This window comes from Pedococcus bigeumensis (genome assembly GCF_006438965.1).
GTDB classification, from domain to species: domain Bacteria; phylum Actinomycetota; class Actinomycetes; order Actinomycetales; family Dermatophilaceae; genus Pedococcus; species Pedococcus bigeumensis_A.
Genome location: NZ_RCZM01000001.1, coordinates 597,523 through 619,550, shown reverse-complemented (window position 1 = coordinate 619,550; position 22,028 = coordinate 597,523). Strand labels below are relative to the sequence as shown.

Here is a 22,028-nt window from a genome sequence, read left to right as displayed (position 1 = left end):
CCCCTATAGTCGCCGCGGCGCCGCAGGGGTCGCCGCATGGACCCGGGGGTCTCGATGTTGTTCTGGGGTTGGGGTCGCAAGAACATCACCCGTCAGATGTCGCCGCAGCAGGCGGTGCTGCTCACCTACCGCTACCTGCACCTCATGTTTGTCTTCACGACGACGTGGGGCTACACGTACGCGGTGGCGACCGCCACCGAACAGGGCTGGGCGACTCGTGGCGTCACTGATGCCGAGGCCCTCCAGCTGCTCGGAGGCGAACAGCTGCGACCCAGCATCTGGAAGCGGTTCAGCATCTTCCTGCTGCTTGGAGCCGTGCTGCTCGTCGTCGTGATCGGCGCCATCGGCGGGTCCTAGAGCCCGACCGACGGCGCCGAACGACGCGACGGGAACGTCAGTCGCGGGTCAGCTTGCGGTAGGTGACGCGGTGCGGGCGCGCGGCGTCGGCACCGAGACGGTCGACCTTGTTGGCCTCGTAGGACTCGAAGTTGCCCTCGAACCAGTACCAGTTGCCCGGGTTCTCGTCGGTGCCTTCGTACGCGAGGATGTGCGTCGCCACCCGGTCGAGGAACCACCGGTCGTGGCTGATGACCACGGCGCACCCGGGGAACTCGAGCAGGGCGTTCTCGAGCGAACCCAGGGTCTCGACGTCGAGGTCGTTGGTCGGCTCGTCGAGCAGCAGCAGGTTGCCGCCCTGCTTGAGGGTCAGGGCCAGGTTCAACCGGTTGCGCTCGCCACCGGAGAGAACGCCCGTCATCTTCTGCTGGTCTGGGCCCTTGAACCCGAACTGCGACACGTAGGCGCGGGACGGGATCTCGACGTGCCCGACCTGGATGTAGTCCAGGCCCTCGGACACGGTCTCCCACAGGTTCTTGGTGGGGTCGAGGCCGGAGCGGCTCTGGTCGACGTACGAGATGCTGACGGTCTCGCCGACCTTCACGGCGCCATCGTCGGCCTCCTCGAGGCCGACGATGGTCTTGAACAGCGTGGTCTTGCCGACACCGTTGGGGCCGATGACTCCCACGATCCCGTTGCGGGGCAACGTGAACGAGAGGTTGTCGATGAGGACCCGGTCGCCGAAGCCCTTCTTCAGGTTCTTGACCTCGATCACGGTCGAGCCGAGCCGCGGGCCGGGCGGGATCTGGATCTCGTCGAAGTCGAGCTTGCGGGTGCGGTCGGCCTCGGCGGCCATCTCCTCGTAGCGAGCGAGCCGGGCCTTGGACTTCACCTGGCGGGCCTTGGCGTTGGAGCGCACCCACTCCAGCTCCTCCTTGAGGCGCTTGGAGAGCTTGGCGTCCTTCTTGCCCTGGACCTCGAGGCGGGACTGCTTCTTCTCGAGGTAGGTCGAGTAGTTGCCCTCGTAGGGGTAGGCGCGACCGCGGTCGAGCTCGAGGATCCACTGGGCCACGTTGTCCATGAAGTACCGGTCGTGGGTGACTGCGACGACGGCACCGTGGTAGGCGCCGAGGTGCTGCTCGAGCCACAGGACCGACTCGGCGTCGAGGTGGTTCGTGGGTTCGTCGAGCAGGAGCAGGTCGGGCTTCTGCAGCAGCAGCTTGCACAGCGCAACCCGGCGGCGCTCACCACCGGACAGCACGGTGACATCGGCGTCCGGCGGAGGGCAGCGCAGTGCGTCCATGGCCTGCTCCAGCTGGGAGTCGAGGTCCCACGCGTCGGCGGAGTCGATCGCCTCCTGGAGCTTGCCCATCTCCTCCATCAGGGCGTCGAAGTCGGCGTCCGGCTCGGCCATCTCGACGGAGATCGCGTTGTAGCGGTCCAGTTTCGCCTTGATCTCGCCGGCGCCCTCCTCGACGTTGCCGAGGACCGTCTTCTCCTCGTTGAGCTCGGGCTCCTGCATGAGGATCCCCACGGTGTAACCGGGGGTGAGGCGGGCTTCACCGTTGGAGGGCTGGTCCAGACCGGCCATGATCTTCAGGACCGAGGACTTGCCGGCTCCGTTGGGTCCCACCACGCCGATCTTGGCGCCGGGGTAGAAGGAGATGGTCACGTCATCGAGGATGACCTTGTCACCGTGGGCCTTGCGGGCCTTCGACATGACGTAGATGAACTCAGGCATGGGGGCAAGGCTATCGGCCGGCGCCCCCACGCCCGAATCCGCGTCAGACGGCCGAGAGCTCGCGCTCCCCGTCCTCCCGAGACACCAGACCGGTCGGCTCCTGTGCCACCACGTAGTCGTCGGTCTGCGCGGCGTCCGCTTCCGAGCCGTCCTCACCGGAGGTGCGTCGCCCCGCGAGGTCGCCGGAGTCGTACGAGGCGAAGTCCTCCTCCTGGGCGGGCTCCTCGCCCTCGAGCGACGCCATCGCGTCCTGGACACCGTCGTCGGCCATCCGGTCGTGGGTGTCCAGCTGCGCCCGCGTCACGCGGGTCAGGGATGTGGTCCCCCAGCTGAGGTCGTGGCCGACGTTGTAGGCGTCGATCTCGACCGACGTGGCGTGGGTGTTGTCCTGCCGCATCCACTGGTTGACCCGAAGGCGTCCGTAGACGACCACCGGCTCGCCCTTCTTGAGCGAGTTGGCCACGTTGGCGCCAAGCGACCTGAACGCCGTGACGTTGTAGAAGCTGGTGCCCGCGTCTTCGTAGTCGCGCGTCTTGGGGTTCAGCCGGCGCACCGTCGACGCCAACCGGAAGGCCGCGAACGGCACTCCGTTGCGCGTCGTGCGTGACTCCGGATCGGCGACGACCCGGCCGGTCACCGTGATGTAGGACTCGTTCATCTCACTCACCTCATCTGTGTCAATCCCTCTGGGTTTGACGCAACTGTGGTGGGTCCGGCAGGCACGGACGAGAGCGCGCAGCGCCCGCTGTGGACGACAAGGGTCAGACGCGGCCGGCTGTGTGCAGGCCGCGCCGCATCGGCGCCGTACCAGGCAGAGTCGTCAGCGGCGCGTGCTGGCCGGGGCCAGCCGAGCTTCCGCCCGGTCCAGCGACTCGCGGGTGGTGCGGTGCCGCTCCAGCACAGCGCGCACCGGTCCGACGATGCGTTCACGCGCCACCTCGGCGATCTGGTCGGTCAACCGGCGTCGAATCTGCTGTCCGCGGCGACGGGCGCCGGTGCGTCCGAGCGTGCGGGCCAACGCGGCCAGCGCCAGCCCGAGCAGCAGGCCTCCGGCGAACATCAGCAACGGGTAGGGCAGCGGCCCGACCCGGGGGGTGTCCATGTCGGGGAGCGCCAGCCAACCCATCACCACGAGCACGGCCAGCCAGAGGATGCCGAGCACCGCGATGAACGCGAGGACGAGCTGGGCGAGGCCGAAAGCTCGCCACCACATGGGTGCCCTCATCTTCAGCGATGTGCCCACGACAGCCTGGTCGAGCGCGTCCGCCAGCTCGGGGCCCGGTGGCGTGGCTGCGTCCGCGACCGCCTCGGCCCAACGGTTGGGCAGGCCCTCGGCGGCTTGGTCCCCGACCCGGCGGGTGGCCAGCTCGACCGCAGACCGCGCGGCCGGTGTGGGCGGTGGGAGCGAGGACCGGCCCAGCACGGTGCGGACGTCGCCCGCCGTGACGGCGAGCTTCTCCTCCACGGCGTCCCGCGTGTTCAGTCGCAGCCGCTTCATCGGGTCGGGGCGCAGCGCGCGCACCCAGCGGGTGAACGGCCATCCGGTGCGACCCCAGGCCTGGTTGCGGTAGTCCCGCTCGACGGCCGCCACGACCGTGGGGATGCCTGCGGCACGAGCAAGTGCGTCGACCAGCTCGGAGTCCACCGTGTCGGAGAGCGTCGGCTCGGAGAGGGCGACTCCCCCGCGCAACGAGGCTGCACTGGCGGAGATGTCGGCGAGGAGCCGGTGCTGGGCGGCGTTCTGGGCGGCCACCGCCGTCGCGAGCCGCAGCCGGAGGTCGTCGACCCCCGCGCCGGTGGCGGCCGAGGTCGCGATCACCTGGACGCCGGGGATGCCGTCCTCGGCGGCCAGCCGCGCGAGGTCGCCGCGGATCTGGCTCATCGCCTCGCCAGACAGGCGGTCGGCCTGGTTGAGCACGACCACGGTCACGGCGTCGTGGGTCGACAGGGTGCGCAGGTAGTCGTCGTGCAGGCGCGCGTCCGCGTACTTCTGGGGGTCGGTCACCCAGACGAAGACGTCCACGAGCTCGAGCACGCGCTCGGACTCGGCACGGTGGGCCTCGACCCGCGAGTCGAAGTCAGGCAGGTCGAGCAGCACCAGGCCGTCAAGGTTCCAGGGCGTCCCGGGGCCTGCGTCATCGGACTCCGGCGGCGGGTCCACGTGGTGCCGCTGGGCGACCGACAACCAGTCGAGCAGGTCCGTGGCATCCTCGTCGCCCCACACTGCTGCGACGGGTCGAGAGGTCGTCGGGCGCCGTGCGCCGACGAGGGCGACGGTCGAGCCCACCAGTGCGTTGAACAGGCTGGACTTGCCCGAACCCGTGGCCCCGGCGAGGGCGACCACGGTGTGGTTGCCTGTCTTGGAGATCCGCTGCGTGATCTTGGCGACGACGGCGTGGGCCGACGCAACACCCGCGGGGTCGAGCTGGGGCCCGCCTGCCGCCACCGCCTGTTCGAGGGCGCGCGACCGCGCGGTCAGCTCCTCGCCACTCACTGACTTGACCTGCTTGCGGCCCATCTTCACCGGGCTCATCGAACCGCCTTCACCGCTGCTGCCGCGTCCGCCAAGCGCTCTGCCTGGCGTTCTCTGGTTCCCACCCCGTCGAGTGCTGCGGCATACCGAAGTCGCTCCGCGGCATACAGCTCCTGCACGTGCTCGAGCAGACGCTTGCGCGCCTTGGTCGCCATGTCGCGCACGGCCTGGTCGCCGAAGATCGCCTCGAGCACCTTCTGGGCGAGCACAGCAGTCCCTCCGGCGATGCCGACCTCGGCGCCCACCAGGCCGCCGGTGTGGGCGAAGGCCACCAGCATCAGGATCACCCCGATGCCGTTGAGGCCGTATGCCGCGATGCGGGCCGTCGTGCGGCGGTCCTTGCCTTCGCCGCGCACGAGCTCGAGGACCTCGCCCTGCCAGTCCCGGACCAGTCGCTCGATCGCGGGCGACAGGTCGGGTGACGCCTTGGCCAGCTCGGGGGTCTGGTCGAGCAGCCAGTCGCCGCCGGGGAGCTGACGCCACTGGCGGGCGACGGTCGCGGCGGCCCCCTGGCCCTGCGCGTTGATGAGGGCTGCGACGCCGGTCTGGAGCGCCTCGCCCAGGTCACCGGCCGGCGGCGCCTGGCCCTTGAGCGCCGCGGTGATCCGGTCACGCACCTTGGAGATCGTCGACTCGACCTGCTTGAAGAACTCGCCGGTGCCGACGTACTCCTGCCACCGCGCCAGCACCTCGCCGCGCAGGAGGGTGCCGTCGGTCATGCCGTGCTCGACGTTGGACAGTGCGTCGAGGTATGCCACGTGGGAGGCTTTGTTCAGCGCGGCGACCGCGTGGGCCTGCCGGTGGGTCGCGTCGACGAGGACGTCGGCCCTGGCGTCGAGGCTGCCGAGAGCGCCGTCGAGGGTCTGCGTGACGACGACCGAGCGGGCGCGCGCGTCGCTCGCGAGCGCGGTCAGCCACGAACGGAGCCGGGCCACGTCCTGCTCGGGCAGCCGCCCCTCGGCAGTCAGTCCGGCCTCGGGGATGCCGAAGATCGGTGCGGTGGACAACCCCTGCTCGCGGAGCATCGACGCCAGATGGCTGCGGATATCGGCCATCGCCTCGGGCGGCACCCGGTCGAGCACGATCGCGACGGCCGTGCCGCGTTCAGACGCCTGCCGCAGGAGGTCCCACGGGACGGCGTCGGCATACCGGGCGGCAGTGGTGACGAAGAGCCAGAGGTCGGCCGCCGCGAGGAGCTGGGTCGCGAGCGCGCGGTTGGCACTGACGACCGAGTCGATGTCGGGCGCGTCGAGCAGGGCCATGCCCGGCGGCAGGGAGGTGGACGCGACCATGCGCAGCGCGTTGCCCCCGTCGTCCTTGCTCGGGGCACCGGTCACGCGGCTCAGTCCCGGCAGCACGCGGTCGTCGGAGAACCACCGCTCGTCCTGGGGGTGGTGCACCAGGACGGGGGTGGTCGTCGTCGGACGCAACACCCCGGACCGGCTCACCTCGGCATCGACGATGGAGTTCACCAGGGTCGACTTGCCCGCACCGGTCGAGCCACCCACGACCGCCAGCAGGGGTGCGTCGAGCGAGCGCAGGCGCGGGATGACGTAGTCGTCGAGCTGCTTGAGGAGCGCGTCGCGGGTCGCCCGGCCGGTCACGACGTCGGGGATGTCGAGCGGCAGATCCGCCTCCTCGACCCGTTCACGGAGGGTCGTCACGGCGCCCAGCATCAACATGGCGTCGTCCCTTGAAATCACACCGCAAGCCTAACGAACCGGACGCCATGCACCGTGCGCGACAGACCCGGTCGGAGCAGGCGTTCGGTAAAGATCCTGTCCAAACGGACGAGCGCGACATCCGCCCCCAGCGGAGGGCGGTGACATCCGGTCCGGACCGTCGACCGCAACGGCCCGTCCGAAGGGGTCAGGGCCCGAGCGCTGGAGGGGCCTGTCGGCTGGGAGCGCCCGACGGCTGGGAGCGGCCGACAGCTGGGAGCGGCCGACGGCTGGGAGCGCCTGGCGGCTAGAAGCGCCGGAAGTAGTCGTCGTAGCCGCTGGCCGTCGAGCCGTCGCTGCCGCCGCCTCGTGGCTGGAGGCGTTCGACGGGCTCGATCAGCTCGACACCTTCGAGGGTGAGGTCGTCGATGTTGGCGTCCTGTGCCGGTGCTGGGCGCCACCGTCGCCGCTCTCGTGCGCGTTCGCCGTCCGGCTCTGCGTCCGACTCGTCGAACTCATCTGGGAGGCGCAGCCACCAGATCGCGGACAGCCCCATCAGCAGCAGGCAGATGACCGGGATGGGTACCCCGTTGAGCACCTGTTCGGTGGGGTTGGGTCCGCCGTAGTACGTGGCTGTGCCGTCGGTCGGCGCGTTGGGGTCACCGCGAACCAGTCCCACGGCCGCCGAGGCGAGGAGGAACACGTTCAGCAGGACGACCACCGACCCGACGGCGAGGACCTCCCAGCGCAGCAGCGCGGAGTGAGCCACCGGCTGGGCGAAGAGCAGCACGGCCAGCACCGCCGGCACCAGCAGACAGGCCAGGAAGGCGCTGACCGGCGACTGCCCGAACCCGGTCCCGTAGATGGCGAACAGCGCGATCCGGTCGAGGAACGGAGGGCCGGCGGGCAGGATCTCACCGTTGGGTCCGAAGGCCTGGGTCGACGTGCGGAAGACCAGCCAGCACTGGTAGGCCGACCCGGCGAGCGCCACGCCGGCCGTCACCTCGAGCACCCGGGCGGTGACGAACCAGGTGCGCGGCAGGCTCCAGTCGAGCCGCCCCGACATCAGCTTCATGGTTGGCCCCTTCCTCCCGGCGTCCAATCTAATCGAGCCCGCCCCCGCCACAATGGGGCGATGCGCATCTTTGCCGCCGTCGTGCCGACCGAGGCAGCCCTGGAGGATCTCGCCGAGTTCCTCGACCCCCGCCGGGACGCAGGGCCCGACCTGCGGTGGACCGACTCGAGCCTCTGGCACGTCACCACCGCGTTCATGGCGGACGTGCCCAGCCGCCTGGTCGAGAGCCTGGTCGACGGCATCGCCGAGGCGGTGGGCGACCGCAGCCCCATTCCGTTGCGCATCAAGGGTGGCGGGGCGTTCCCCAACCCCTACGAAGCCCGGGTCACCTGGATGGGCGTCGACGGCGAGCCGGAGTCCCTGGAGTCGCTCGCGGGTCTGGCCCGCGCCGTGCGGCGCGCCTGCAGCCACGCCGGCGCCAACCCCGAGGGCGGCCCCTTCACCCCGCACCTCACGGTGGCGCGCTCGCGCCACCCGTTCGAGGCGACCCGGTGGCTGCGAGTGCTCGACGCGTATGCCGGGCCGGCCTGGACCGCGGACGAGGTCACCCTCTTCGCGTCCCACCGCGGCGAAGGCAAGGGCCGCCCGCACTACGAACCGGTCGCCGTGGTCGAGCTCTCCGGCTGAGCCAAAGTCTCTGCCGAGTAGCGGGTCCGGCAGTCGAGTGGCCACGACACGCTGGCGGCCGCGCCCGGACGTCAGCGCGTCGTGGCCACTCGACCAGACCCCCCGTCGGGGCCGGCCCGTCCTCGCTCCGATCGACCCGCGAGTGGTGCCCCCGGCAGGACTCGAACCTGCGACCTAGAGATTAGAAGGCTCTTGCTCTATCCAGCTGAGCTACGGGGGCAATGCCGCAGAGTCTAGGACGAGGGCGAGCCCGCGTTGAGTTGCGCCAGCCGACGCAGGGCGAGCTCGGCCAACAGGGCTGCACCGTCGGGCACGACCGAGTCGTCGAAGTCCGCTCTCGGCGAGTGGTTGTCCGGGGCCGCGTCGAAATCCGCGGCCGGGCAGGCACTGAGGTTCACGTAGGCGCTCGGCACCAGTTGCCCGACGAAGGAGAAGTCCTCCGAACCCATCTCCGGATCGCGTTGGTGCGTGTACCGATCCGCCCCGAACAGGTCGATGATCGTGTCCTTGGCGAACGCATACTCGGCGTCGTCGTTGACCGTCACGGGATAGCCCGGCAGGTACTCGACCTCCGCCGTCAGCCCGTGCGCCTCGGCCAGCTGGGTGGAGAGCAGCTCGATCTTGCGGGCGACCTCGGCCCGCGCCACCTCCGAGAGGCTGCGCACCGTCGCCTCGAACACCGCGTCGTCGGGAATGATGTTGTCCTTGGTCCCGCCCGCGAACTTGCCGACCGTGATGACCACCGGGTCGAAGACGTTGAACTGCCGCGTGACCAGGGTCTGCAGGGCGACGACGATCTCGCAGGCCACCGGGATCGGGTCCTTGGCGCGGAACGGCTGCGACCCGTGGCCGCCCTCCCCCACGACCCGCACCTTGATCTCGTCGGCTGCCGCCATCAGCGGCCCGGGACGTCCGAACCACATCCCGAGCGGATGCTCGGACGAATACACGTGCAGCGCGTATGCCGCGTCGACGCGCCTTCCAGCCGCCTCGAGCAGGCCCTCGTCGATCATCGGCTTCGCACCGCCGGGACCCTCCTCCCCCGGCTGGAACATGAACACCGCGTCACCCTCGAGCTCGTCGCGCAGCTCGTGCAGGATCCGTGCGGCGCCGACCAGCCCCGCGACGTGCAGGTCATGGCCGCACGCGTGCATGAGACCTTCGTGCCGCGACACGAAGTCCAGCGACAGGTCCTCGGTCACCGGCAGCGCGTCCATGTCGCCGCGCAGCAGCACCACGGGACGCCCGCCGCCAGCGCCGGTCGCGGCGCTGGATCCGGCGCCGCCACGGCCGCGCAGCACGGCCACGACCGAGGAGAGCGACTTCCCCAGGGTGACCTCGAGATCGAGTCCCTTCAGCGCGTCCACGACGGCTTGCTGTGTCAGGGGCAGTGACATCCCGAGCTCCGGGATCTGGTGCAGCTCACGCCGCAGCGCGATCAGGTCGGGGGCGATGGTCGAGGCGATCTCCTGGGTGCGCACGACCTGCACGCTAGTACGCCCCGAGGAAGTCCCTGCGGCTGGCGGTGATGGTCTGGAGCAGCTCGCGCTCGGTCTCCAGGGCCCTGGCATCGGCAGCGCTGTGGTGCATGCGGGCGCGCAGCAGGGCCAGCTCGCTGGCCGTGTCCTGGAAGCGCCGCATCGACCGCAGCATGCTGCGACCACCGGAGGTGCGGGCCCACACGCGGGCCGACCGGCGGCCGTTCATCGTCGACAGCATGCGGACCTCGCTGGGCGACAGCCACCCGGCGTCGGCGTACTCGCTGAGGTGGCGCCCGATCAGGCGGCCCTCCCGGCGTCGGGCCCAGACCACGAGCACGACGAAGGCGATGAAGATCGGCACCTCGACGATGAAGTAGACCGACAGCATCCCGGCTCCGCCCGTGATGGCTGCGAGGTTCCACACCGCATGGGAGAGCGCCGCCAGGAGGTAGCCGCCCACCGGCGCGAGGACCTTCAGCGCACGGTTGCCGGTGGTCGCGGCGATGCCGATGCCGATGCCGGTGAGCACGGTGAACATGGGGTGGGCGAACGGCGTGAACAGGCACCGGGCGATGAACGTGCCCGTGAGAGCCGAGTCGCCACCGTCGCTGTAGGCCATCCCGAGGTACTGGATGTTCTCGGTGAACGCGAAGCCGGCCGCGACGACCCCGGCGTAGACCATCCCGTCGATGATCCCGTCGAACTCGCGACGGCGGAACCACCAGATCAGCAGGACGAGCAGACCCTTGCACGCCTCCTCCACGAGCGGCGCCGAGAACACGGCAGTGGCGAGCATCGCATTGTCGTCCTGGCCGGTCGCGGCCTGGAAGGCGATGTTGGCCCCGGTGTTGAAGACGCCGGCGGCGAGCGCCGCGACGAGGGCTCCCCACAGGAATGCCGTGACGAGGTAGCGCCACGGCTCGGCCTCGAACCGGTCGAGCCACAGGAAGGTGGGGATGACGATGCCCAACGGGATGGCCGCCAGCACCACCGCCAACAGCGTGGTGACGAACCCGAGCGTCGCCCCGTAGTACACGGACAGGACGATCGCAGCCAGTCCGAAGCCAACCAGGATGAAGCCCGCGAGCAACCACCCACGCAACCTCCCCCGGCCGGTCGCACCCGTCCCACCGGCGGCCGCCGCCCCCGAGGCGGGCCCGCCCGCGGGCGGTGCGGCCGCGGCATACCCCTGCTCTGGTCCCCACGTCATGACGGGCAGGGTAGTCGAGGCGGTCGTGGCACTGCCTCGTCGCTTCCTTGCCACTGCTTTGTCACTGCGGGGCCATATGGTGTTCCGGTGACTGCCACCCCCACCGAAAAGTCCGTCAACGACCGCATCGTCTGGATCGACTGCGAGATGACCGGACTCTCCCTGGAGGCCGACGCCCTCATCGAGGTCGCGGCGCTCGTGACCGACTTCGAGCTCAACCAGCTCGGGGACGGCGTCGACGTCGTGATCAAGCCGCCGGGCGAGGCCCTGGTGCAGATGGACGACTTCGTGCGCAACATGCACACGACCTCGGGGCTGCTCGAGGAGCTCGACGGTGGCACGACGATGGACGACGCGCAGCAGCAGGTGCTCGCCTACATCCGCGAGTGGGTGCCCGAGCCGCGCAAGGCGCCGCTGGGTGGCAACACCGTGGGCACCGACCGCAACTTCCTCGCCCGTGACATGGCCGAGCTGGAGGCGCACCTGCACTACCGCATCATCGACGTGTCCTCCATCAAGGAGCTGTCGCGGCGCTGGTACCCGCGCGCCTACTTCGGGTCGCCCAAGAAGTCCGGCGGCCACCGCGCGCTCGCCGACATCCGCGAGTCGATCGCCGAGCTGCGCTACTACCGCGAGGCCGTGTTCGTCCCGACGCCCGGACCCGACAGCGACACGGCCAAGGGCCTCGCGGCGCGTCACGTGGTCGACCACAGCTGACCCTGACCACGACCGATCCGTATGCCGCCGGGTCGCCGGCAGCGCGCCCCTCGCCTTGGGCGGCGGTCGACGGGGTGGTCACGAGCACCGGTCCGGAACAGGTACTATTGGCGTCGCTTCCGCGGCCGGCATTTGTCCGGTCGTGACGCATGGTGGGCGTAGCTCAGCTGGTAGAGCACCGCGTTGTGGTCGCGGGGGTCGCGGGTTCAAGCCCCGTCGCTCACCCCAATACCGAAGGCCCCTGACCGTGATGGTCGGGGGCCTTCGTCGTCGCTCGGCTCTGGTGCCGGCGGACGCGCGCCGGGAGACTGGGCGTATGCCGGGCTGCTGCGACCCCCAGGGGTACGACGAGATCTTCGGGCCACGCTTCGCCCGGCGGGTGGCCCGTCGCTACCGCAAGCGCGGCCTCGGGCAGACCGAGCGCGACATGGTCGACTTCTTAGCCGGCCGTGGGCTGTCCGGCGCCTCGGTGCTGGAGATCGGTGGTGGCGTCGGCGAGATCCAGCTCGAGCTGCTGAAGCGTGGTGCGGCGCGGACGACGAACCTCGAGCTCGTGACGTCCTACGACGGCCCGGCCCGCGCGCTCGCGGAAGAAGCCGGCTTCGGCAACCAGATGGAGCGGCGGCTGCACGACATCGTCGAGGCGCCGGACGAGGTCGACAAGGCCGACGTCGTGGTGCTGCACCGTGTCGTCTGCTGTTACCCCGACTACGAGCGGCTCCTGGGCGCGGCGGCCGACCATGCCCGGCACTTGCTGGTGTTCAGCCACCCCCCGCGCAACCTGGCCAGCAGGGCGTTCGTCTCCGCGCAAAACGCTGTGTTGCGACTGACGGGTCGCCGGTTCCAGGCGTTCACACACCCGCCCGAGGCGATGCTCGAGGTGCTTCGCGGACGTGGGCTGACGGCGGTGCACGCCCGACGCGGGTTCGTCTGGCACGTCGAGGGCCTGGCCCGCGAGGCGGGCGGACCGGCTGAGGCAGGCGGACCGGCTGAGGCGGGCTGACCGGCTGCTGACGCGCCGCGGGTGGAGCGACAGCGGCAGCGGGGTCGCGGGTTCGGCTCGGCAGACGTCAGGCAAGATGGTCGCGTGTTCATGGACTCCGAAGGCAAACGCAGGGTCATCCGGATCGGCGTCTGGGTCGCGATCCTCGGCCTGCTCCTCGGCGTGCTCAGCTCGATCATCATGGCGACCGGCGCCGACGCCCACGCCGCGCTGAAGTCGATCTCCCCCAAGGACGGCTCCTCGGTGTCCACCACGCCGACGCAGGTCGTGCTGACCTTCAACGAACCGATCAGCACCAGCTTTGCGACCGTCACGGTGACCGGAGCCGATGGTGTGGTCTCCGCCGGCAAGACGGTCGTCGACGGCGGCACCGTCACCCAGGCCCTCGCCCCCGACCTGGCCAACGGCCGCTACACCGTGACCTACCGCGTCGTCAGCGAGGACGGGCACCCCGTGTCGGACAGGACGACCTTCACGGTGGCTGCTGCCACTTCCACCCCTTCGGCCTCCGAGACCAGCGTGCCGTCGGCGACGCCGCTGCCGGCTACTCCGAGCGCGTCCAGAAGCAGTGCTGCGTCGACCGTCCCCGATGATGCGGACGCGGCCGGCAGCGGGCGGGGACTACGGATCGGACTGGCCGTCGGAGTCGCGGCTCTCGCCCTGGCTGGCGGGACCGCCCTGGTCGCCTCGGGCCGGCGCCAATCCGGCCGGGATCCGGGCGAATGAGCCGTCGCGTCAGCCGATTTCACCCGGCCCGCTTCGTCCTGTAAGGTCTCTCCTCGCGCGCCATTAGCTCAATTGGCAGAGCAGCTGACTCTTAATCAGCGGGTTCGGGGTTCGAGTCCCTGATGGCGCACCATTACTGCTGGTCAGAGGTCCGTTGGTGCTCGTTGCTTCCCGACGTGAGGTAACTCTTATCGCCGGGGTTCGGGGTTCGGCGCCGACGTGTGCACTGCTCTCAAGACGTATCCATCTGATCTGGGCGTTCCTCTCCCCACAGACCCTCGATGCCAGACGTCGTTCTCGAGCTCCCTGGCTCCCTCGGGACCGTGACGGCCCGACACACGTGACGGCCTCCGAGTGGTTTGTCCCGGGCGCGAGTGGGTACTTTCGAGGTGACCCACGCACGTCCCACGAGGGGCTGCCCACGCACCCGCAGAACGAGGCTCAGCATGTCCAAGCACGACGAGGGCGACTACTCCGAGGCGGACCTGGTGGTCAAGGGTCAGGAGGACCACGCAGCCGGCCCCACCGCGGTCGCGGTGTCGATGAAGCGGTCCCTCGACCACATGGGTGTGAAGCGGACCGCGCAGACTCTTCTCAAGCTCAACCAGGCCGAGGGCTTCGACTGCATGAGCTGTGCGTGGCCGGACCCCGACCCAGGCCACCGCCACACGGCTGAGTTCTGCGAGAACGGCGCCAAGGCCGTCGCTGAGGAGGCGACCCGCGACCGGGCCACGCCGGAGTTCTTCGCCCAGCACAGCATCGCCGAGCTCGACGCCCACACGGAGCACTGGCTCGGCCAGCAGGGCCGTATCACCCACCCCATGGTCAAGCGGCCCGGAGGCACGCACTACGAGCCGATCGAGTGGGACGAGGCATTCGACCTCATCGGTGCCGAGCTGTGCTCGCTCGCCAGCCCCGACGAGGCGACGTTCTACACCTCAGGGCGGGCCTCCAACGAGTCGGCGTTCGCCTACCAGCTGTTCGTCCGCGCGTTCGGCACCAACAACCTGCCGGACTGCTCCAACATGTGCCACGAGTCGACGAGCATCGCGCTGCAAGAGTCCATCGGCATCGGCAAGGCCAGCGTGACGCTCGATGACGTCCACACCGCATCCGTCATCGTCATCGCCGGCCAGAACCCCGGGACCAACCACCCGCGCATGCTCTCGGCCCTCGAGATCGCCAAACAGAACGGTGCGAAGATCATCTCGGTCAACCCGCTGCGTGAGGCCGGGCTGGTCAGGTTCAAGAACCCGCAGAAGCCCAAGGGCGTCCTCGGGCACGGCACGGCCATGGCCGACCTGCACCTGCCGGTGAAGGTCAACAGCGACCTCGCCCTCTTCCAGGCGATCGGCTCGCTCCTCGTCGAGTGGGACGCGCTCGACCACGAGTTCATCGACACCCACGCCACGGGCTTCGAACAGTGGCGCGACCACGTCCGCGCCGTCGACTGGGACCGGGTCGTCGAGGTGACCGGGCTGTCCCGCGAGCTCATCACGCAGGCCGCCGAGATGCTGCGCGGCTCCACGCGCACCGTCTACTGCTGGGCGATGGGCCTGACCCAGCACCGCAACGGGGTCGCGACCATCAAGGAGGTCGTCAACCTCGCCCTGGCGCAGGGCAACATCGGCCGCGAGGGCGCCGGTCTGCTGCCGGTGCGCGGCCACTCCAACGTCCAGGGCGACCGCACGATGGGCATCTGGGAGCGACCGCCCGCCGCCTTCCTCGACGCCCTCCAGAAGGAGTTCGGCTTCGACCCGCCTCGTGAGAACGGCCTGGACGTCGTCGACTCCCTACGCGGCATGCGCGACGGGAAGGTCCACTTCTTCATGGGCCTCGGCGGCAACTTCGTGCAGGCGGTCTCAGACACCGACACCGCGATCCCGGTCATGCGCAAGGTCCGCATGACGGTGCAGGTGTCCACCAAGCTCAACCGCTCGCACCTCGTCTGCGGGGAGACCGCGCTGATCCTGCCGACCAAGGGCCGCACCGAGAAGGACATCCAGGCCAGTGGCGCCCAGTGGATCTCCGTCGAGGACTCCACCTGCTCCGTGCACGCCTCCCGCGGCCCGCTGGAACCGGCCAGCCCCCAGCTCAGGTCCGAGGTCGACATCGTCACCAGCATGGCCGAGGCGACGCTCGGGGACCGCTACGGCTTGCAGTGGAAGGCGATGCGTGACGACTACCGCGTCATCCGTCACCACATCGCCAAGGTCGTCCCCGGGTGCGAGGACTACGAGGTCAACGTCCGCAAGCCCGGCGGCATGATCATGCCGCACCCGCCGCGCGACACCCGGACCTTCGACACCAAGTCAGGCAAGGCCGAGTTCGTCGCCTCTCCCATCGAGGTCGTCCACGTCCCCGAGGGCCACGTGCTGCTCCAGACCCTGCGCAGCCATGACCAGTACAACACCACGATCTACGGCCTCAGCGACCGCTACCGCGGCATCGAGGGGGGCCGCAAGGTGGTCTTCGTGCACCCCGACGACATCACTGCCTTCGGGCTCAACGACGGCGACCTTGTCGACCTCACCACGCGGTGGGCCGGTGACGACATCGACCGCCGCGTTCGCGGGTTCCGCGTGGTCAGCTACGACACCCCGCGCGGATCGGCCGCCGCCTACTACCCCGAGACCAACCCGCTGGTGCCGCTGGACTCGACAGCCATCGGGAGCAACACGCCGACCTCCAAGTCGGTGGTGGTGTCCCTGACGCCGGCCACCGGCCCCGGTGCGGTGAACGGCACCACGTCGGCGGAGACCCCTGGCAGCTCCCAGAACCCCACGGGTTCGGACTGGGACCACAAGAAGACCCCGGAGCCCAAGCACCTGTCCTGAACAGCATCCCGGTGGGCGTCACCCACATCGACCGGGGACGGGCTGATCAGTCGCCCCGCGTCACAGCCGGCAGCCTCCCCGCAGGCTTCTTCCGCACCGAGCTCGTGGCCCAGCAGTCAGCCTCTCTGAGACCAAGGGCCCGCTCCTCCTTGCCCAGGCCGACTCCCACTGAGAACTGGCCTCCACCCCTCGGGCACGACGACGTCTAATGAGGCCTCGCGCGCCTGGACCTGCCGCGATCCGCTCGAAAGAAGCAGTTTCAGGTTCCGCGTCCCTCGCGCAATCGCGACCCACCGTTGTTGCCCGTGGGCGTGATGTGTCGCGACGATATGTACCCAGGGCCAACGGGCTCGGATGGGTACAGGTCAGGTTGAGGTCCCGGGGACTGCATCATCGGTGGCGGGACGGAAACAACTCCGTGGGTTGATCTTGTCGGGAGGTCTGCATGGCGCACACTCTCAGGTACGGCATCGCCTTGTCGGGCGCCACCGTCGCTGTCCTGGTTGTCGATCTGCTGCCCAACTCGGACGACGCGGGCCCGGTGGTCCTCCTGGTCCTGCTGGCCACCGCTTTCGCCCTCGGCACGCTGGCTCCGTCCCTGGCCTGGGCGACCGGCCTGGCACTGGGGATGGTGCCTGCAGCAGCCACGTTCATCCTGCTTCTTGTCGCGCCTGATCGCCTTCATCACCTCGAGCCGCCCGGCCTGCCTGGCGCCGCCAGCCTGCTCGTGCTCTGCCTGCCAGCCCTTCTCGCGACGTACGCCGGAGCCGGGCTGCGGTCGATCACGAACCGGCCCGGCAGCGGCCAAGAACGCTGAACTCCGTGCCGCGAACGCATCCCAGCGCGATCGTCCGGTCAGCTACTTCCGAACCGCCTACTACTCGGGGGCACGAGTCGCCGGCGAATGCGCCGCACCGTCAGAGGGTCGTAAGCCATCGCTTCAGGACGCACGGCGACCGCGGCCAGGAGATGGTCGTACTCAGAGGCGCTGATGCCCCAACGCTGGGAGACCTCTCGGTCCTTCGCACCAGCGTGACGCCACCATTCTCGTTCGAAGTCAAGGATGGCCATCTCCATGTCGGTCATCGAAGACCTCCTTCCGCAGGGCGCGCGCCCGACGGGCGTGCATGTCGCTTCCTTACCCACTCGTGGTCTTCATCAATCCCTCGACGCGTCCGCCATTTCCCTAAGGTGAGGTGTAGGTGCCGCCCAGTGGGCATGTGACGGGGGTTCGGGCAGGGCAGACCGCCCCGACGGATGGAGTTCTCATGCCTGGTGTCATCTTCGCCGAGAGCGCGTCCAACCAGCAGCTGTCCGAGCCAGGGGACCGGTTCACGAGCGCCAAGGAACAGGCACTCGCCGCCATGCTGTTTTGTGGAGAGTCACGGCGCCGTGGCTGCGTCCCCCGCTGATCCCCGACGCCGTGACGGCGAATGCCTACCCGGCTACTGATCAGCGCAAACGTGCCTATGCACCGCGACCTGAGGGAGGCCAGAGGGGGGCATTCGCGGGCTGGGACGGGCAACGACGCGAATCCCCTTTGGATAATCCGCTGGTTCGGGGTTCCAGTCCCTGATGGCGCACTATCCACGAGAGGGCCGATCGCTGTGCGACGGCCCTCTTGTCGTCCGCGGGATGCTTGGTCTCACGATCACGCCGGTGTCCACACCGAGCTCGAGGAGGACGAGATGGCCGTACCCACCGACACCTACACCCAGACCCGTCGCAGCCTTCACGCACTGGCGGAGCTGGTCGTCGCCGGCCCGCGGTTCCGCCAGACCGGCGACCTGCGGTTGCGCGTGCATCCGGAGGGCATCGGCACCTGGGACGGTCCCATCGTCCTGCTGGCCGGCGGTGAGCTGGTCACACCCTCCTCGCGGATCGCCGTCGACGGATTGACCATCGCGGACGCCGCGCTGAGGGCGGGGCTGGAGGCCAGCCCACTGGATGACGTCTACAACGACGGCCCTCATGTCTCACCCTCGGAGACAGTTCGTCTCGACCCAGCGTCGGTCCACGTGGTCGAGACGGCGTTCCGCCTCGGCGAGAACGCCCTGCGCGCGTTCCGACCAGATGCCGAGCGCACCCTCTGGCCGGAACACTTCGACGTCGCCACCACTGTGGAGGGGGTCAACTACGGTGTCTCCCCTGGCGACGACTACTTGGCACTTCCGTACGCCTACGTGGGACCACACCGCCCACGGACTGGTGACTTCTGGAACGCCCCCTTCGGCGCCGCTCGGCTGGTCGATGAGCTCGCCGACGTCGCAGCGATCACGGCCTTCTTCAGCGAAGGTGCCCGGCTGGCAGCAACATCGCCACCCTGACCTGCTGACGAGACCACCCTCGGACCCGAAGAACATCTCGGGCTCCCGTTGAGGGGATCATTCCTTGGCGGTCGGCGCTCGTCCCTTCAGGCACATAGTTGTGTTCAGTCCAAGGATGGGGACGCCCGCATCGTAGAGTCCCTGAATGGTCACGAGGACACGGCTGGCGAGCGGCGCTCTGGCGCTCGCCGTCGCCGCGGCAGTCCTGGTCCACGTGGTCTCGGACAACGATGCGCTCGTCTCCTTCTGCTACCTCGGCGTCCTGGTGGGCGCCAGCGTGGGCGCGTGGATCGGCGCGGCGCGCGCACCACGTGGACAGCAACTGGTGCCGCGACTGATCGCCGCAGGACTCTTCCTGACAGCGCTGGGTGACGCTCTGTGGACCCTGCTCGACGAGCTGGGCGCCGGTACGGACGTGTCGATTGCGGACCCGCCCTGGTTCGCCGCCTACGTCGTCCTTTGCGCGGCACTATGGCGGGTGCTCGTGACGGGTCGTGGGGCGAGCCCCGCCAGGGCCGAGATGGACCTCGTCGTCGACGCGGGGACCATCATCGTCGTCAGCGTGCTGGCCATGTGGAGCTTTTCCGTTGGGCCCATCGTGGCTGACCACAGCGTCGCGCCCTTCGTGCGCACGGTTTGGGCGGCGTACCCGATTGCGGACGCCGTCCTGCTTGCGCTGGTGGTCCGCACCCTGATGAGCCGGGGTGCCCGTCTTGCCACCGGCATGTCGTTCGCGGTGGGAACCTGTTTGTGGCTGGCCGCCGACATCACCTACATGTTGGAACCAAGCAGCTCGTTCCAGCAGACCTGGCTGGACCCCGCGTGGATGGTTGCTCCCGTCCTCATGGCCCGCGCTGCATGGCGGTCCGGTTTCGAGACCACCGAGGTTGCAGACTCGTCGACCGGCGGTCGGGTGCCTCAGCTCATGGTCGCGGTGTGTCCTCTCCTGGCGCCTCCGGCCCTTGAGCTCATCGCTCACCTCCGTGGGGCGCCGGACGACCCGCTGCAGCTGTTCATCGGCACTACAGCGGTCGTGGCGCTGGCGTTCGTACGGACCGCGCGGTTGCTCCGCTCCGAGGAGCACGCACATCGAGAACTGGAAGAGGCGCGGGACGCGGCTCTTGAGGCCTCCCGTGCCAAGTCGATGTTCTTGGCGAACATGAGTCACGAGATCCGCACACCACTGACGACCGTGCTCGCTGCGGCCGAGATCCTGGAAGACACACCCCTGAACACCCTCCAGCTCAAGCTGCTGGGAAAGATGCACCGCTCGGGGGAGATGCTCAAGACGCTGGTCGAGGGGGTTCTCGACTTCTCCCGAATTGAGGCAGGTCAGCTGGAGCTGTCCCCCAAGACGTTCGACCTCCACGCCATGATTGAAGATGCGGCGGACGTGTACGGGCCACGGGCGGCACAGGTCGAAATCGGATTCGAGTGCCACCTGGACCCGGGACTACCGCAACTGGTCGTCGGCGACCCTGCGCGACTCTTCCAAGTTCTCACCAACCTGCTCGACAACGCGCTGAAGTTCACCCATCAAGGCAAGGTGACCCTCGCGGTCGGCCCGGAAACGACCGCCGCCGGGGATGGCAGTGCGAGCAAGGTGGTCAGGTTCAGCGTCGACGACACGGGCATCGGGATCCGGGCGCAGGACCAGGACTCGATATTCGCGTCGTTCAACCAGGTCGACGGGTCCACGACCCGGAACTACGGCGGTAGTGGCTTGGGTCTGGCAATCTGCAAGGAGCTGACTCAGCTGATGGGCGGAACCATCACGGTCCAGAGCAGTTACGGCTCCGGGAGCACGTTCGTGATCCGCCTTCCGCTGGCACCCGCCGAGGCAGAAGATCTCGCGCCACAGGCCTGGCAGGTACCCGACAACGAGAAGTACATCTCCGCGAGACGCGCACTCAGCGCCGCCAATCGAACGTCCTCCTGAGGTAGTCAGATCCACGAGGTTCCCAACGCCCGTGACGAACTGACGATGCAGAGTCGCCCAGCCTGACCCGGACGCGTCGAACGGACCCACCGCATGGTCCGATCTGCGAGACGGGACCCTTCCCCGTGGACGGCTCCCCGCACCTCGTGCTGCACTGGTGCCATGTCTTCGACCACCGCGGCGTTCCGCATGCACATGGGCTCCATGTGCGGCGGCGCCATGCGGTGTTGCTGCTGCGCCTGACCCCAGCCCGCACCAGCCCCGGCGCACCTCTGTGAGCGCGCCGCCCGAACCGGAGACGAACCCATGGCTTCACCCCTTCTCAGCCACGCGGCATACCACCGCATCCACCTCGACCTGCTCCTGACGCAGGGATCGCTGTGTCCCCGAATGTGTTGCCACGCGCCGCATTCCGACACTTCGACCCAGACTCACGAGCAGGAGAGACACCATGACCGCCATCACCACCGCCGGCACTCCCGGCGTCAACCGCTTCACCCGTAGCCAGCTGCTGCGCACCGCACGGCTGTTCGCCACCGACCCCGACCTCGAACGCGAGGTCGACCTCGACGCCACCGAGCGCAGCTGGCACCGGCTCGATGCCACCGACCACCTCGAGATCTGGCTGATCCGCTGGCCGGTCGGGTCCTCGACCGGCTGGCACGACCACCTCCAGTCCGAGGGAGCCTTCCTCACCGTCAAGGGCGACCTGGCCGAGCAGTCGTGGTCGGGCAACGCGGCCCACGACCGCTACCTCTGGGAGGGCGAGGGCCGTTCGTTCGGTCCCCACCACATCCACAACGTGACCAACCTCGGCGACCGACCCGCCCTCTCCGTCCACGTCTACTCCCCCGCCCTGCGCGGCATGACCCGCTACGCCCTGCTGGACACCACGCTTCGCCAGACCAGTGTCGAAAAGGCGGGTGAGCAGTGGTGAGCGCCCCGACCGTGCACTGGGAGACGCGGCTGTTCAGCGACCCGACGGCTACGCCAGCACCGGCGAGCGGCCGCGGCTGGGAAGCCCCCACCTATGCGGGCATCGACGACCAGCTGACCGACGCCCGCAGCCGGCTGGACCGGGTCAGCGCGCGCGGGGCCTACCAGGAGGTGCTCTACGGCCGTGGCGTGCTCGTCGACATCCGGCCCGTGACGCAGCGTGCGTTCGAGGGTGAGGTCGCGGCCCCTCTCGGCCCGCTGGCCGTCGAGCGCAACGTGCTCGAGTGGCGGTTCGACCCGCGGCACGAGGCGCGTCTCCCGATCGCCGCCTACGACACCCGCGTGCTCGTCCTGTGCCAGGAGGGCTTCACCTCGTCACTGGCAGCGGACGCATTGCTCCGCTTGGGGATTCGCCGGGCCACCGACGTGGTCGGCGGATTCCGGGCCTGGCGCGAGGCGGGTCTGCCGGTCGCCGGCTGAGGTGAGGTATGCCGTGGGGCTGGCCCCGCGGCATACCTCACCTCCGTGTGCCGTGGCGCGACCTCGGTCCGCAGCCGGCCGCGTGGGACTCAGCCGCGACGGCGTCGGACGACGCCCAACCCGATGAGCGCGACAGCGGCGGCAGCGAGCGCCGCGATGCGTTCGGTGCGCAGGTCACCGGACTCGGTGCGGGTCGCCTCGGTGAACTTCGTCTTGGCCGACTCGACCTGCCGGCGGGCGATCTCCTGCGGCGCCGTGCGGGTGTGCAGCTCGTCGACGGTGCCCGCGAGGCGCTCCCGCGCCGCGGCGATGTCGGCCTCGATCTGGTCGACCGACTTGCTGCGCTCGCTGGACGGCTTGCTCGTGCTGTTGTCGCTCATGCGGCGCTCCTCGGTGGAT

21 protein-coding genes and 3 tRNA genes are annotated in these 22,028 nt (G+C 69.3%); 14 read left to right on the top strand and 10 right to left on the bottom strand.

The window, feature by feature from the left end; genetic code table 11:
* The first annotated feature begins 36 nt into the window (after positions 1-36).
* On the top strand, positions 37-357 hold the full coding sequence (locus tag EAH86_RS02810; RefSeq protein ID WP_140737071.1) for a hypothetical protein: 321 nt from the start codon (positions 37-39) through the stop codon (positions 355-357).
* 37 nt (positions 358-394) lie between these two features.
* Here EAH86_RS02810 and ettA read toward each other — a convergent pair whose 3' ends face one another.
* From ettA to EAH86_RS02785, 5 genes are all read right to left on the bottom strand, one after another.
* Positions 395-2,077: an energy-dependent translational throttle protein EttA gene (ettA, locus tag EAH86_RS02805; RefSeq protein WP_140737070.1), complete on the bottom strand. Its 1,683-nt coding sequence runs from the start codon at positions 2,075-2,077 to the stop codon at positions 395-397.
* Between the two features lie 43 nt (positions 2,078-2,120).
* Positions 2,121-2,735, bottom strand: a complete 615-nt coding sequence (gene ssb / locus EAH86_RS02800; protein ID WP_241668199.1) for a single-stranded DNA-binding protein — start codon at positions 2,733-2,735, stop codon at positions 2,121-2,123.
* A gap of 162 nt (positions 2,736-2,897) precedes the next feature.
* On the bottom strand, positions 2,898-4,610 hold the full coding sequence (locus EAH86_RS02795) for a YfjP family GTPase (RefSeq protein ID WP_170212761.1): 1,713 nt from the start codon (positions 4,608-4,610) through the stop codon (positions 2,898-2,900).
* A complete protein-coding gene (locus EAH86_RS02790) occupies positions 4,607-6,313 on the bottom strand; it encodes a dynamin family protein (RefSeq protein ID WP_425325203.1) in 1,707 nt (568 codons plus the stop codon). Before EAH86_RS02790 ends, EAH86_RS02795 begins: the two co-directional genes overlap by 4 nt.
* Positions 6,314-6,578: 265 nt before the next feature.
* Entirely contained in the window at positions 6,579-7,346 is a 768-nt protein-coding gene (locus tag EAH86_RS02785; protein ID WP_140737068.1) for a hypothetical protein, read from the bottom strand.
* A 60-nt stretch (positions 7,347-7,406) separates the two neighbouring features.
* On the opposite strand from EAH86_RS02785, the gene thpR reads away from it, so the two are divergent.
* Positions 7,407-7,973, top strand: a complete 567-nt coding sequence (gene thpR / locus EAH86_RS02780; RefSeq protein ID WP_140737067.1) for an RNA 2',3'-cyclic phosphodiesterase — start codon at positions 7,407-7,409, stop codon at positions 7,971-7,973.
* Between the two features lie 143 nt (positions 7,974-8,116).
* Here thpR and EAH86_RS02775 read toward each other — a convergent pair.
* The 3 genes from EAH86_RS02775 to EAH86_RS02765 all read right to left on the bottom strand — a co-directional run bounded on the left by EAH86_RS02775 (position 8,117) and on the right by EAH86_RS02765 (position 10,664).
* Positions 8,117-8,193: transfer RNA gene (locus EAH86_RS02775), tRNA-Arg, on the bottom strand.
* Positions 8,194-8,206: 13 nt separating this feature from the next.
* Positions 8,207-9,454, bottom strand: coding sequence for a M20 metallopeptidase family protein (locus EAH86_RS02770; protein ID WP_241668148.1), 1,248 nt, complete (start codon positions 9,452-9,454; stop codon positions 8,207-8,209).
* A gap of 10 nt (positions 9,455-9,464) precedes the next feature.
* Positions 9,465-10,664, bottom strand: a complete 1,200-nt coding sequence (locus EAH86_RS02765) for a PrsW family intramembrane metalloprotease (protein ID WP_140737065.1) — start codon at positions 10,662-10,664, stop codon at positions 9,465-9,467.
* Between the two features lie 87 nt (positions 10,665-10,751).
* On the opposite strand from EAH86_RS02765, the gene orn reads away from it, so the two are divergent.
* From orn to EAH86_RS02730, 7 genes are all read left to right on the top strand, one after another.
* Entirely contained in the window at positions 10,752-11,381 is a 630-nt protein-coding gene (orn, locus tag EAH86_RS02760; protein WP_206665706.1) for an oligoribonuclease, read from the top strand.
* A 152-nt stretch (positions 11,382-11,533) separates the two neighbouring features.
* Positions 11,534-11,609: transfer RNA gene (locus EAH86_RS02755), tRNA-His, on the top strand.
* Between the two features lie 22 nt (positions 11,610-11,631).
* Positions 11,632-12,384 carry a class I SAM-dependent methyltransferase gene (locus EAH86_RS02750; RefSeq protein WP_241668198.1) on the top strand — a complete coding sequence of 251 codons (753 nt, stop codon included), beginning with the start codon at positions 11,632-11,634 and terminating at the stop codon, positions 12,382-12,384.
* A gap of 90 nt (positions 12,385-12,474) precedes the next feature.
* Positions 12,475-13,110 carry a copper resistance CopC family protein gene (locus tag EAH86_RS02745; protein WP_241668197.1) on the top strand — a complete coding sequence of 212 codons (636 nt, stop codon included), beginning with the start codon at positions 12,475-12,477 and terminating at the stop codon, positions 13,108-13,110.
* Between the two features lie 57 nt (positions 13,111-13,167).
* Positions 13,168-13,243 (top strand) — tRNA-Lys (locus EAH86_RS02740).
* A gap of 313 nt (positions 13,244-13,556) precedes the next feature.
* The gene (locus EAH86_RS02735; RefSeq protein ID WP_140737062.1) at positions 13,557-15,947 is read left to right on the top strand and encodes an FdhF/YdeP family oxidoreductase; all 2,391 of its coding nucleotides are present in this window, start codon (positions 13,557-13,559) and stop codon (positions 15,945-15,947) included.
* Between the two features lie 445 nt (positions 15,948-16,392).
* Positions 16,393-16,764, top strand: a complete 372-nt coding sequence (locus EAH86_RS02730) for a hypothetical protein (RefSeq protein WP_140737061.1) — start codon at positions 16,393-16,395, stop codon at positions 16,762-16,764.
* A gap of 38 nt (positions 16,765-16,802) precedes the next feature.
* On the opposite strand, the gene EAH86_RS21000 is transcribed toward EAH86_RS02730, so the two are convergent.
* The gene (locus EAH86_RS21000; RefSeq protein WP_425325210.1) at positions 16,803-17,024 is read right to left on the bottom strand and encodes a DUF3263 domain-containing protein; all 222 of its coding nucleotides are present in this window, start codon (positions 17,022-17,024) and stop codon (positions 16,803-16,805) included.
* A 191-nt stretch (positions 17,025-17,215) separates the two neighbouring features.
* On the opposite strand from EAH86_RS21000, the gene EAH86_RS20155 reads away from it, so the two are divergent.
* The 5 genes from EAH86_RS20155 (at position 17,216) to EAH86_RS02705 (ending at position 21,629) form a co-directional block, all read left to right on the top strand.
* Entirely contained in the window at positions 17,216-17,359 is a 144-nt protein-coding gene (locus EAH86_RS20155) for a hypothetical protein (protein ID WP_161988550.1), read from the top strand.
* Between the two features lie 276 nt (positions 17,360-17,635).
* Positions 17,636-18,274: a hypothetical protein gene (locus EAH86_RS02720; protein WP_140737059.1), complete on the top strand. Its 639-nt coding sequence runs from the start codon at positions 17,636-17,638 to the stop codon at positions 18,272-18,274.
* A 145-nt stretch (positions 18,275-18,419) separates the two neighbouring features.
* Positions 18,420-20,213, top strand: a complete 1,794-nt coding sequence (locus EAH86_RS02715) for a sensor histidine kinase (RefSeq protein ID WP_140737058.1) — start codon at positions 18,420-18,422, stop codon at positions 20,211-20,213.
* Positions 20,214-20,664: 451 nt separating this feature from the next.
* Positions 20,665-21,150, top strand: a complete 486-nt coding sequence (locus EAH86_RS02710; protein WP_140737057.1) for a cysteine dioxygenase — start codon at positions 20,665-20,667, stop codon at positions 21,148-21,150.
* Positions 21,147-21,629 (top strand): rhodanese-like domain-containing protein, encoded by a 483-nt coding sequence (locus EAH86_RS02705; protein WP_241668147.1) that lies wholly within the window; start codon positions 21,147-21,149, stop codon positions 21,627-21,629. Before EAH86_RS02710 ends, EAH86_RS02705 begins: the two co-directional genes overlap by 4 nt.
* A gap of 89 nt (positions 21,630-21,718) precedes the next feature.
* Here EAH86_RS02705 and EAH86_RS02700 read toward each other — a convergent pair whose 3' ends face one another.
* Positions 21,719-22,009: a DUF3618 domain-containing protein gene (locus EAH86_RS02700; RefSeq protein WP_140737056.1), complete on the bottom strand. Its 291-nt coding sequence runs from the start codon at positions 22,007-22,009 to the stop codon at positions 21,719-21,721.
* Positions 22,010-22,028: the final 19 nt, after the last annotated feature.